Annotated in this window: 5 protein-coding genes; all 5 read right to left on the minus strand. The window is 49.3% G+C overall.

Features of this window, described 5'->3' with window-relative positions; all coding sequences use genetic code 11:
- Positions 1–143: 143 nt before the first annotated feature.
- Positions 144–4025: a DNA-directed RNA polymerase subunit beta' gene (locus ACN08Z_RS01990; RefSeq protein ID WP_419102938.1), complete on the minus strand. Its 3882-nt coding sequence runs from the start codon at positions 4023–4025 to the stop codon at positions 144–146.
- A gap of 81 nt (positions 4026–4106) precedes the next feature.
- Positions 4107–7628 (minus strand): DNA-directed RNA polymerase subunit beta, encoded by a 3522-nt coding sequence (gene rpoB / locus ACN08Z_RS01995; RefSeq protein ID WP_419102961.1) that lies wholly within the window; start codon positions 7626–7628, stop codon positions 4107–4109.
- A gap of 278 nt (positions 7629–7906) precedes the next feature.
- Positions 7907–9388, minus strand: a complete 1482-nt coding sequence (locus tag ACN08Z_RS02000; RefSeq protein WP_419102939.1) for an L-serine ammonia-lyase — start codon at positions 9386–9388, stop codon at positions 7907–7909.
- Positions 9389–9602: 214 nt separating this feature from the next.
- Positions 9603–10709 (minus strand): glycine cleavage system aminomethyltransferase GcvT, encoded by a 1107-nt coding sequence (gene gcvT, locus ACN08Z_RS02005; RefSeq protein ID WP_419102940.1) that lies wholly within the window; start codon positions 10707–10709, stop codon positions 9603–9605.
- Between the two features lie 95 nt (positions 10710–10804).
- Complete coding sequence (gene gcvP, locus ACN08Z_RS02010; RefSeq protein ID WP_419102941.1) at positions 10805–13654, minus strand: aminomethyl-transferring glycine dehydrogenase; 2850 nt, start codon at positions 13652–13654, stop codon at positions 10805–10807.
- Between the last annotated feature and the right edge of the window lie 23 nt (positions 13655–13677).

Consider the following 13677-nt stretch of genomic DNA (forward strand, 5'->3'; position numbering starts at 1 on the left):
TATCAACGCATATCAGCCCCATAAACACCCTACTTATGATTTATCTCTCGAAGATCTATTTAAAACACCGGAGGGGTTTCTCCTCGTCAATACGAGAAGAAACCCCTCTGGCTTCATTAGGCTAATAAGCCTCCTTGAGAAGATTATTTACCGAAGTCGTAATCATCCAAAGGAATAGCCTGGAACTCTGCAGAAATAGAACCTTCGTTCTCAGCTGCATAGCTGAAATCGTTGAAACCGCTTGCAGAGACTTGGAAAAGCTGTTCACGTGCTTCGTCAGTAGGCTCAACTTCAATATCGTTGTAGCGAGCCAAACCTGTACCAGCAGGGATGAGCTTACCAATGATGACGTTCTCTTTAAGACCGACCAATGGATCTTCTTTACGTTCCATAGCAGCCTGAGTAAGAACTCGAGTCGTCTCCTGGAAGGACGCAGCAGAAAGCCACGACTCAGTCGCCAAGGACGCCTTCGTAATACCCATCATTTCAGGACGAGCAGAAGCAGGACGCTTACCCTCAGCTACGGCCTTACGGTTCGCCGCCTGGAAGGCAAGGTTCTCTACGAGCTCACCGGGGAGAAGATCAGTTTCACCAGAGTCAATAACGGTCACACGACGAAGCATCTGGCGAACAATCACCTCAACGTGCTTATCGTGAATACCTACACCCTGAGAACGGTATACGTCCTGAACCTCGTCAACAAGATGCTTACGAGCATGACGAGGACCACGAATACGTAGTACTTCCTTAGGATCGATGGCACCTACAACCAGCTGATCACCAATCTCAACGTGTTCACCCTCAGCCACGAGCAGACGAGAACGACGAAGAACGGGATAAGCTACAGGTTCGTCACCGTTATCAGGAGTAATCACAACCTTCAAAGCCTTATCGGTATCTTCCATAGAGACACGACCGCTAACCTCAGAAATAGGTGCAACGCCCTTAGGAGTACGTGCTTCGAAGAGCTCCTGAATACGAGGTAGACCCTGAGTAATATCGCCTGCGGTTGCGACACCACCGGTGTGGAAGGTACGCATGGTCAGCTGAGTACCAGGTTCACCAATAGACTGTGCCGCAATAATACCAACAGCTTCGCCGATGTCTACCAAGTTACCAGAAGCCATAGAACGGCCGTAGCACAAGGCACAGACACCAACAGCAGATTGGCAGGTCAATACGGAACGAACCTTGACCTGTTCAATTCCAGCTTTGAAAAGCTTGTTGATGACGATATCAGATACGTCAGCACCAGCAGCGGCAAGAACCTCTCCAGATTCGTCCTTGACATCTACTGCCAAAGAACGTCCATGGATAGCAGTCTCGACCTGTTGGTGCAAGGAACCGTCTTTAGTATCGATCAAGGGAAGGTCTAGACCTTGGCGTGTACCACAGTCATCTTCACGAACAATAACGTCCTGAGAGACGTCCACCAAACGACGAGTCAGGTAACCGGAGTTTGCCGTACGCAACGCAGTATCAGCAAGACCCTTACGAGCACCGTGAGTCGCGATGAAGTATTCGAGAACGGACAGGCCCTCACGATATGAAGACTTAATGGGGCGAGGCATAATCTCACCCTTCGGGTTCGACACGAGACCACGGATACCCGCAATCTGGCGAACCTGCATCCAGTTACCACGAGCACCAGAGGTCACCATACGGTTAATGGTGGTGTTCAGGTTTGCAAGGTTCTGTTTCATGGCTTCAGAAACTTCATCTGTTGCCTGAGTCCAGATCTTAATCAGCTCGGTACGACGCTCGTTATCGCCGGTAAGACCCAGGTCGAAGTCCTGCTGAATCTTTTCAGCTTTCTTCTCATAGCCTTCCATAATGGCAGGCTTATCTTTAGGTGCCGCAATATCTGAGATAGCAACGGTCACACCAGAGCGAGAAGCGTAGTAGAAACCAGTGTTCTTGAGCTGATCAAGAGTCTGAGCTACGACATTCATTGGGTATTTCTCAGCGAGGTCATTAATCAAAGAACCAAGGTGCTTCTTATCTGCAATTTCCCCATACCAAGGGTAGTCAGCAGGAAGAGTCTGGTTGAAGATTACTTGACCGACGGTGCATTCAAGAAGAATGCTTCCACCTTGTTCAAAGCCTTCAGGAGTTTCAAAACCTTCTGGAGCGATGAAGGAGTCAAAGTGGATTTTGACCTTAGCGTTAATAGCAATCTGACCTAAGTCCATCGCCATAATAGCTTCTGCCAAGGAAGAGAAGATACGACCTTCGCCGGTTGCGTCTTCTTGAGGTGTGGTCAAGTGGAATAGACCAATCACCATATCCTGGTCAGGAACAGCTACCGGACGACCGTCTGAAGGCTTCAAAATGTTGTTGGATGAAAGCATCAAAATACGTGCTTCAGCCTGAGCTTCAGGAGATAGAGGCAAGTGAACTGCCATCTGGTCGCCGTCGAAGTCAGCGTTAAACGCAGAGCATACAAGAGGGTGAAGCTGAATGGCTTTACCTTCAACAAGCTGAGGTTCGAACGCCTGAATACCCAGACGGTGCAGAGTAGGTGCACGGTTCAAGAGCACAGGATGCTCAGCAATCACTTCTTCAAGAACATCCCAGACCTGAGAACGAGAACGCTCTACCATGCGCTTAGCAGACTTGATGTTCTGCGCATGGTTGAGGTCTACCAGACGCTTCATCACGAAGGGCTTGAACAGCTCCAATGCCATCTGCTTTGGAAGACCACACTGATGCATTGAAAGCTGAGGGCCACCGACGATAACAGAACGACCAGAGTAATCAACACGCTTACCCAAGAGGTTCTGACGGAAACGACCCTGCTTACCCTTGAGCATGTCAGAAAGGGACTTCAACGGACGGTTACCAGGACCAGTAACAGGGCGACCACGACGACCGTTATCGAAGAGCGAATCAACTGCTTCTTGAAGCATACGCTTTTCGTTATTAACGATGATTTCGGGTGCACCCAACTCAAGTAGACGCTTGAGACGGTTGTTACGGTTAATCACACGACGGTAGAGGTCGTTGAGGTCGGAGGTTGCAAAGCGTCCACCGTCGAGCTGCACCATAGGACGCAATTCTGGAGGAATCACAGGAACAACTTCAAGAACCATACCCAAAGGTGAGTTAGTGGTGCTCAAGAAGGAGTTAACAACTTTTAGACGCTTCAATGCACGAGTCTTACGCTGACCCTTACCAGTCTGAATAATCTCTTTGAGAGCTTCAGCTTCTGCTTCGAGGTCGAAAGATTCTAGGCGGGAACGAATAGCCTCAGCGCCCATGGAACCTTCAAAGTACATACCGTACTTATCAACCATGGCACGGTAGAGCGCTTCATCACCTTCAAGGTCAGCAACCTTCAAAGACTTGAAACGATCCCAAACTTTTTGCTCAAACTCGATTTCACGATCAGCATTTTTACGAACAGATGCCATCTGACGTTCTGCTTGGTCGCGAAGTTTACGCTTCTCTGCTGCTTTTCCACCTTCAGCTTCAATGCGCGCAAGTTCTTCTTCAGTCTCACGAGCGATGAGATTAATATCTGCATCACGTTGAGCTTCCAAAGCTTTCTTATCACGTTCGAACGCTGCCTCAAGGTTTGGAAGATCGTCGTGACGTCCTTCCTCATCCACAGAGGTGATCATGTACGCGGCAAAGTAGATAATCTTTTCAAGATCTTTAGGAGCAAGATCAAGCAGGTAACCAAGGCGTGAAGGAACACCCTTGAAGTACCAGATGTGAGTCACCGGAGCAGCAAGCTGAATGTGACCCATGCGTTCACGGCGAACCTTTGCGCGGGTTACCTCAACGCCACAGCGTTCACAGATAATGCCCTTAAAGCGTACGCGCTTGTATTTGCCACAGTAGCATTCCCAGTCCCTGGTAGGACCGAAAATACGCTCGTCGAAAAGACCCTCTTTTTCGGGCTTTAGGGTTCGGTAGTTAATGGTTTCGGGCTTCTTGACCTCACCATAAGACCAGCTGCGGATATCATCAGCGGTGGCCAGGCCAATACGCATCAAACCGAGTGAAGATTCGTTGGACATTTGGTCCTTATCTCTTTTCAGTAGTTGTGAAGACTAATTTTCGTAGAAATGATGAACAGGTATATCTACCTCGTGAAGGGGCTAGACCTCTTCCACAGAGTTAGGCTCTGCATGAGATAGGTCGATACCTAAATCATCTGCTGCACGGAAGCCTTCGTCTTCAGCATCGCGCATTTCAATGGTCTTACCGTCAGTTGAAAGGACTTCAACGTTCAGGCAGAGGGACTGCATTTCTTTAATGAGCACCTTGAAGGATTCAGGAACACCAGGTTCTGGAATGTTCTCGCCCTTGACGATTGCCTCATAGACCTTCACACGACCGTGAACGTCGTCAGACTTAATGGTCAAGATTTCCTGAAGGGTGTATGCGGCGCCGTATGCTTCAAGCGCCCACACTTCCATCTCACCAAAACGCTGACCACCGAACTGTGCTTTACCACCGAGCGGCTGCTGAGTAATCATGGAGTACGGACCAGTTGAACGTGCGTGAATCTTATCGTCCACCAAGTGGTGAAGTTTCAAAATGTACTGGTAGCCCACCGAAACAGGTTCGGGGAAGCGTTCACCAGAACGACCGTCATAGAGGTTTGCTTTACCACTACGGTTGATCAGACGTTCACCGTCACGGTTCGGGTTGGAGTGATCCAACAAGTCAAAGAGCTCAACTTCGTCTGCACCGTCGAACACGGGGGTGGAGACCTTAGTGGGGCCACTTTCCTTCGGGAAGTTTGGAAGGTTCTTCAACCATGATGGGTTGCCTTCAATCTTCCAACCTTGTTTCGCCAACCAACCGGTGTGAACCTCAAGAACCTGACCGATGTTCATACGACCAGGAACACCCAAGGGGTTCAAGATAACGTCGATAGGGGTACCGTCTTCCATGAAGGGCATATCTTCAACGGGAAGAATCTTTGTAATAACACCCTTGTTACCGTGACGACCTGCGAGCTTATCACCCACAGTAATCTTGCGCTTTTGAGCGACGTAAACACGTACCAGCTGATTAACACCTGAAGGTAGTGCGTCGTCGTCATCAGTGCTGCTGTCTCGGTCAAAGGTACGAACAGCGATAACGGTACCTGATTCACCGTGAGGAACCTTCAAAGAGGTGTCACGAACTTCACGAGATTTCTCACCGAAGATTGCACGGAGAAGTCGCTCTTCGGGGGTTAGTTCAGTTTCGCCCTTAGGGGTCACTTTACCAACGAGAATATCGCCAGATTCAACCTCAGCACCGATGTGGATAATACCGCGCTCGTCAAGTGCGGAAAGAACTTCCTCAGAGACGTTGGGGATGTCGCGAGTAATTTCTTCTGCACCGAGCTTGGTGTCACGTGCGTCAATTTCGTGTTCTTCAATGTGAATTGAGGTCAGCACGTCATCAGAGATCATACGCTGGGACAGGATGATACCGTCCTCAAAGTTGAAGCCTTCCCAAGACATGTATGCCACGAGGAGGTTCTTACCCAACGCCAATTCGCCGTTATCGGTAGAAGGACCGTCAGCGATAAGTCCCTGAGCTTCAACACGGTCTCCGGCACGAACAATAACACGGTGGTTATAGCAGTTACCGGGGTTTGAACGCTTGAACTTAGAGATGGGGTATGAGGAGGTTGTACCGTCGTCGTTGCGAACAATGACAAGGTCTGCAGAAACCTCAGATACGACACCGGCTTTACGTGCTAGGACAGAATCTCCAGAGTCGATTGCTGCGTAGCGTTCCATGCCGGTACCAACGACAGGCGCTTCGGAGACGAGCAACGGAACAGCCTGACGCTGCATGTTTGCGCCCATCAACGCACGGTTTGCGTCGTCGTGTTCGAGATAAGGAATCAAAGCGGTTGCAACAGAAACCATCTGACGTGGTGAAACGTCCATGTATTCAACGTCTGTTGCATCTACGAGCACAGCTTCACCAGAACCGTCGCCAGCACGGCATAGAACGGTAGGTTCAGCGAAGCGCAAGTCTTCGGTCAAAGGCGCATTTGCCTGAGCGATGGTGGTGCCTTTTTCATCATCTGCAGTGAGGTATTCAACCTCATTGGTAACCTGACCGTTGATAACGCGGCGGTAAGGAGTTTCGATGAAACCGAAGGGGTTAATACGTCCGTATGTTGCCAAAGAACCGATTAGACCAATGTTGGGACCTTCAGGGGTTTCGATGGGGCACATACGTCCGTAGTGTGAGGGGTGGACGTCTCGAACTTCCATACCTGCACGGTCACGTGAAAGACCGCCAGGGCCTAGCGCAGAAAGACGACGCTTGTGTGTCAAACCTGCTAGAGGGTTGTTCTGGTCCATGAACTGTGACAGCTGAGAGGTTCCGAAGAACTCTTTAATGGAAGCTACCACGGGACGGATGTTAATCAGGGTCTGAGGAGTAATCGCCTCAACGTCCTGAGTTGTCATGCGTTCGCGAACAACTCGTTCCATACGGGAAAGACCGGTACGAATCTGGTTTTCAATCAATTCGCCAACAGCGCGGATACGACGGTTACCAAAGTGGTCGATATCGTCAGTATCAACACGGATTTCTACGGGCTTTCCGTCACGTACACCAGAAATGGTCTTACCGCCAGCGTGCAAGGTGACGAGATAGCGAATCATCGCTGCAATGTCATCTTGGCTGAGCACCATAGCTGATGGGTCAGTAAGAGGAGTTTCAACACCGAGTTTGCGGTTTACCTTGTAACGGCCAACCTTTGCAAGGTCGTAGCGTTTTGGTGTGAAGTACATGTTGTCCAGAAGGTTCTGGGCAGCATCAACCGTTGGAGGTTCACCTGGGCGAAGTTTACGGTAAATATCGAGTAGAGCTTCGTCACGAGTCTGTACGGTGTCTTTTTCTAGGGTTGCGCGAATAGCGTCAAATTCACCAAATTCTTCAAGAATTTTTGCTTCGCTCCAGCCAAGAGCTTTGAGGAGCACAGTAACAGACTGCTTGCGCTTACGGTCAAGACGTACGCCGACCTGGTCACGCTTATCGATTTCAAGCTCAAACCATGCACCACGGGAAGGGATGATTTTTGCTGTGTAGATATCTTTATCGGAAGTACGGTCTACGGACTTCTCAAAGTATGCGCCAGGAGAGCGAACCAGCTGAGATACAACGACACGCTCAGTACCGTTGATGACGAACGTACCAGAATCGGTCATGAGCGGGAAATCACCCATGAACACGGTCTGCTGTTTAATCTCGCCAGTGTTGTTGTTCATGAATTCTGCTTTAACGTACAACGGAGCAGAGTAGGTCGCGTCGCGATCCTTGCACTGTTCCATGCTGTACTTTGGTTCAGCAAATTCAGGTTCGGAGAACGATAGAGACATCGTTCCTTGGAAATCTTCAATCGGAGAAATTTCGTCAAAGATTTCAGCAAGCCCAGAGACGGGTTGTACTGAGGTATCGCCCGTTTCTGCTGCTTCTGCTACGCGTTGCGCCCAGCGTTCGTTACCGATGAGGGCATCAAAGCTGTTAGTTTGCAGAGCAAGCAAGTCAGGAACCTGCAGGGGCTCAGAAATCTTTGCGAATGAAATTCGGCTTGGTGTACCTAAACGGTTCACTGTGCCGTTAGCGGCTTCGTTATTAGAGGTGCTCGAGGCGACCAAGTTGGATCCTTCCACAGACCTGTCTGTTTCATATTCGCTGTCCCAGAAAACATAGTAAAACCGTGGAAAAGAACCGCAACGCACGACGTGCATAAGGCTTCGGGTGTTGGGAACTTTTGGGAACGAAATACTTGTTTTTGCTCTGTTTCACCCATGCCCACCGCTATATGAAGGCAGAAAGGTTATGGATAGCGTAAGTATTCACAATACAGCAAGAAAAAACTAAAGTCCATACAACCATCACGGAAAATATGCAACTTTTCTTTTTTATGGTGTACCTAACACTCTACAACGTTAACAGCTAAACCACCCATCGACGTCTCTTTATACCGGTGACTCATATCTTCACCAGTCTGACGCATTGTTTCAATAACTTGATCCAAAGACACCCGATGTTCGCCGTCTCCACGAAGCGCCATACGTGCAGCGTTAATAGCCTTCGCCGCCGCCATCGCATTACGCTCAATACACGGTATCTGCACCAACCCACCTACAGGGTCACATGTCAGACCAAGATTATGTTCCATGGCAATCTCTGCAGCGTTCTCAATCTGTTCATTACTACCGCCCATCACCTGAGCTAACCCCGCAGCAGCCATAGAAGAAGCCGTACCAACCTCTCCCTGGCACCCCACCTCAGCTCCAGAGATAGAAGCCCGTTTTTTATACAAAGCACCAATAGCAGAAGCACATAAGAAGAAGTCAACAATAAGCTGTTCACGTTTAGCGACACCGCATGTACGAACCCCCGGAAGATAGTTCAACGCATAGTGCAAAACAGCCGGAATAATACCCGAAGCGCCATTCGTCGGAGCAGTCACTACCCTGCCACCAAATGCGTTCTCTTCGTTCACCGCCAAGGCCATCAAATTCACCCAATCAATAGCAAACTCAGGGCTCTTTTGAGGGTCTTCTGCTAACAAATCACGGTGCCACGCTGCTGCACGACAACGTACTTTAAGCTCCCCCGGCAAATACCCCATACGAGATAATGAAGAACCAATACACTCTTTCATCACCCGATGGATAGCGAGAATCCCCTGACGAATCTCCTGTTCAGAACGAGCTGAAAGCTCATTACGCATCTTCAACTGAGCAATAGATAGCCCTGCCTTATTTGCCAAAGACACAAGTTCTTCACCTGAACCAAAAGGATAGGGTGCTTCGTTAAGTCCTGAAGAATCATCTAAAGTTTCGTTCTCCTCGACAATGAATCCTCCACCAATAGAAAAATAGGTGCGTTCAAGGAGAAGACCGGAAGTATCATAAGCTGCAATTTTGACGCCGTTTGTATGCCTCGCTAAAACAGTCAACGGACGCAGCGTCATATCAGATTCACGATAGTTCACAACCGGACCAACACATAATGCCTCACCGGCATCAGGTGCACCATCTTGATAAGAGCTAGAGGGAAAACCTGCTAACGGCAAAATACCATCACGTTGGTTATCTGCCATCACTCGTTCAGCTTGGGCAATGTTAATGGTCTCCGGAACAAAACCTGCACAACCTTTAATGATGGCGCTCATCGTACCGTGTCCGGCTCCAGTTGCTGCTAACGAACCATAAAGATCCACGTGTATGCGTGACACGTTCTGAAGTTTTCTCGTATCAATGAGCTCTGCAATAAAACGGTTTGCTGCTCTCATCGGACCTACCGTGTGGGAAGAGGAAGGCCCGATACCAATCGAAAATAATTCAAAGACAGAGATATCGTAGTTTAATGATTCAGCTTGTATCTGTTCATCACTAATGTTCATCCTGTGTGCTTTCCTTTTTCTATGCATTTTTAGCGTTTAACTGCGCTAAAACATCAACCTCTTACGGGGGATAATAAGAGAAAACTGTAAAAGCTTGATGAACGTTCCATCACACAAGATGGAGTGGGAATACGCAAATCAAGCCTCTACAGTTCTACAAGATAAGAGTCTCTACCAAGAAACTTTTATCCGCTTATGAAGGTGAACCCACATATTATCGGCGATAAAACGGAACAGCAACCACATCAAATGGTGCTCGTTTACCACGAATATCAACATCAATAGTGTTTCCTTCCGCGGCATACGAGCTCTCCACTAGAGCCATCGCAATCGGGTATCCCAACGTAGGTGAAGGAATACCTGAGGTAACATATCCGATGTTCTTCTCGCCATCCATCAGTTGAGAATCAGCACGGGCAGGGCGCTTTTGCTGTGCTTTAAGCCCAACGAGAGAACGCTGAGGCACGGTTTGAGATAGCACACTCAACGCCTGACGCCCTACAAAGTCACTGCTCTTTTTCTCTAGCGCAATATCAACTAGACGCCCTAGACCAGACTCGTACGGAGTGATATCTAGACCCAGCTCATGACCATACAAAGGCATACCAGCTTCTAAGCGCAAAGAGTCGCGTGCTGCCAAACCAGCAGGAATCATGTCAAAGTCCTTGCCAGCGTTCATAGCAGCCGACCATAGATCACCGGCTTGATGTGCCGGTATGTAGATTTCAAAGCCGTCTTCTCCGGTATATCCGGTACGAGCTAAGAGTACTGAGAGGCCAGAAAGATTCAGCGGTGTTGCAGCATAATATTTCAGCTCACGTACCGTTTGAGGGGCACTCGGCTCCATGGCCAAAATAATATCTTCAGCTCGTGGGCCTTGAACAGCAATTAAAGCAGTATCTTCAGATTCGTTGACTAGTTTTACGTCAAACTCTGCCGTACGCTCTTGCAACGTCTGATAATCAATCTCTACGTTAGAAGCGTTAGGTACTACAAGAAATTCGTCCTCAGCTAGACGATAGGTAATCAGGTCGTCAATTACCCCGCCATCTTCGTTGACCAGAATCGAATATTTGGCTTTACCAACTTTGAGAATACTCATATTCGAGACGAGGGCATAGTCTAAAAATGCGGCAGCGTCCGGACCGCTCACACGAAACTCACCCATATGAGAGAGGTCAAAGAGACCAGCACGTTGACGTACAGCATGGTGCTCCTGAACGTCATTGGTGTATTTTACGGGCATATCCCAACCACCAAAATCGGTGAAGGTGGCGCCTAATGCGAGGTGTTCTTCGTGTAGTGGGGTTTTCTTACTCATGTCTTACACATACTTTCTTAACAGATGGGGTTCGGAGGTGGGGCAAACATCATTATTTACCCCACCTCAGACATATTTTGAGCCGATTAGCTCAGTTAGTGTGTTTCAGAAGCAGATGATTCCATCTCAAAAGCTTCCATAGGTGGGCACTGGCAGATAAGATTACGGTCGCCGCCAGCCCCATCAATACGCCCAACCGAGGGGAAGTATTTTTGATGGCGCAAAGAAGACACCGGATAAGCAGCTTCAGAACGAGAGTACGCCCGATCCCAGGTATCTGCAGTAACGACATCAACCGTATGTGGAGCATTGCGCAAAAGTGATTCTTCGACACTCACTTTTCCGCTGATGACATGCTGAATCTCATCGTAGATACAGCTCATGGCGTCGATAAAACGATCAAGTTCTTGAAGGTCTTCAGATTCTGTTGGTTCAACCATCAATGTGCCAGGTACGGGGAAAGCCAAAGTTGGTGCATGGAATCCGTAGTCCATCAGGCGTTTACAGATATCTTCGGCAGTGACGCCACTAGCCGCGGTTAGCTCACGCACGTCAAGAATGCATTCATGTGCGACCAAACCATGGTCTCCGGTGTACAGTACCGGATACTTATCCCCCAGTTTTTTAGCAATATAGTTTGCGTTAACGATGGCAGTTTCGGAGCTGGAACGAAGCCCTTGAGCACCACTCATGGCAATATACATCCACGAGATGGGAAGTACCCCCGCAGAACCGTACATCGCTTGAGAAATCGGTAAGGGCGAAGACTCTTTATCGTTGTGGTAGGCGTTTGTGGGCAAGTAGGGTGCGAGGTGTTCTCTCACACCGATAGGGCCGACACCGGGACCTCCTCCTCCGTGAGGAATAGCGAAAGTTTTGTGAAGGTTCAGATGTGATACGTCTCCCCCGAATCGTCCGGGTTGGGATAGGCCCATCTGCGCGTTAAGGTTTGCACCGTCCACGTACACTTGTCCGCCGGCTTCGTGAACAAGCTGGCAGACTTCAACAACTTGTTCTTCAAATACACCATGAGTTGACGGGTAGGTAATCATCATTGCGGCGATAGTGTCACCATATTTTTCAATTTTGGCGCGGAGGTCCGCCACATCGATAGAGCCATCTTCTGCCGTAGCTACACCAGCAACAGAAAGTCCAGCCAGAGCAGCAGAAGCAGCGTTAGTGCCATGGGCAGATAACGGGATCAGAACGACGTTACGTTGTTCTTCTCCACGCGCTTGGTGGTAAGAACGAATGGCGCGTAGCCCTGCGTATTCTCCAGATGCACCAGAGTTTGGTTGCATGGACAGAGCATCGTATCCGGTAATTTCGACGAGCCATGCAGAGAGCTCCTCGATGAGCTCTAACCAGCCTTGAGCTTGTTCAGCTGGTACAAGTGGGTGAATACCAGCAAATTCTGGCCAAGAGATAGGCTCCATCTCAGCAGCAGAGTTAAGTTTCATGGTGCAAGAGCCCAGAGGAATCATGGTGCGGTCCAGAGCAAGATCTTTGTCAGAAAGCTTACGAAGATAACGCATCATGGCAGTTTCTGAACGGTAACTGTGGAACACCGGATGCTGCATGTAATCGTCATCGCGTAGCAATTCAGCAGGCATGGGGTATTGTTCTTCTGCGCTCTCTTCTACGAGAGTTCCGCCGAGTGCTTCCACAAGGCTCCGTAGAGTGTCTTCATCATGAGATTCACCGATGGAGATGCTGATACGGTCACTGTTGATTTTACGAATGTTGATGCCGGCTTCAAGTGCAGCAGCAACGAGTTCGTCAGCACGTGATGATGTATCAAAGGCGACAGTATCGAAGAAGTCTTGATGCACGAGTTTGAGTCCAGTTGCGCTCAGGCTCTGGGCAACACGTGAAGCGTTGCGGTGCAGACGACGAGCAATCTCGCGGAGTCCCTCTGGCCCGTGATAGAGAGCGTAAGCTCCAGCGACAATGGCGAGTAGAGCCTGTGCAGTACAAATGTTACTGGTGGCTTTTTCACGGCGGATGTGCTGTTCACGAGTTTGTAGCGCAAGACGATAGGCGGGTTTTCCGGCGGTATCTTGTGATACTCCGACCAGACGCCCCGGTAAAGTTCGTTCCATGCCTTTACGGGTTGCCATGAAAGCTGCATGGGGTCCGCCAAAGAAGAATGGTAAGCCAAAGCGTTGGCTGTTACCGACGCAGATATCTGCACCAAGTTCACCGGGTGAACGTAAGAGTGTTAGAGCTAGTAGATCTGCGGTTACGGTGACGAGCGCTTGTCGTTGGTGGGCTTGGTCGATGAGCTCTTTAATGTCTCGGATGTGTCCATCATGGCTGGGGTATGCGAGAACGATACCGTAAAGGTCGCCTTCTGGAAGCCCGTCGGAGAAGTCAGTTACGACCATGGGAATATCGAGAGCTTCGACACGTCCACGAACGACGGAAAGAGTTTGAGGTAGGCATCGGGAGTCGATGGCGAAGAAACCGTTTTTAACTTTGCGGTTTGCGCGGTGCATCATCACGACGGCTTCTGCTGTAGCAGTTGCTTCGTCCAAGAGTGAGGCGTTGGCAATGTCTAGTCCCGTCAGTTCCATGACCGTATTTTGGAAGTTAAGTAGTGCTTCTAAACGGCCTTGAGAGATTTCAGGTTGGTAGGGGGTGTAGCTGGTGTACCAGCCGGGGTTTTCGAGGATATTTCGACGTAGTACGGCAGGGGTGACGCTATCGTAATAACCGGCACCAATCATCTGAGTTTTGAGAATGTTGTGAGATGCGTATTCTCGAAGTTTTTTGTGGGCTTGTTCTTCGCTGAGGGGTTCGGGGAGGTTGAGTTCTTGCTCCATCCGAATATTTGCTGGTACGACGTCTGCAATAAGTGCTGAGAGTGAGTCGTAGCCGATGGTGCTCAGCATGGCGCGGAGGTCTTCAGCTCGTGGCCCTAGGTGACGGTCAATAAATAGCATGGGATATTCTCCTGGTCTGATAG

Source organism: Rothia sp. P7181, assembly GCF_048513015.1.
GTDB lineage: Bacteria > Actinomycetota > Actinomycetes > Actinomycetales > Micrococcaceae > Rothia.

Bases quoted from the DNA above. Each gene is read 5' to 3' on its own strand.
- ACN08Z_RS01990 (WP_419102938.1), bottom strand. From the start codon at position 4,025: ATGTCCAACGAATCTTCACTCGGTTTGATGCGTATTGGCCTGGCCACC.
- ACN08Z_RS02000 (WP_419102939.1), bottom strand. From the start codon at position 9,388: ATGAACATTAGTGATGAACAGATACAAGCTGAATCATTAAACTACGAT.
- gcvT (WP_419102940.1), bottom strand. From the start codon at position 10,709: ATGAGTAAGAAAACCCCACTACACGAAGAACACCTCGCATTAGGCGCC.
- gcvP (WP_419102941.1), bottom strand. From the start codon at position 13,654: ATGCTATTTATTGACCGTCACCTAGGGCCACGAGCTGAAGACCTCCGC.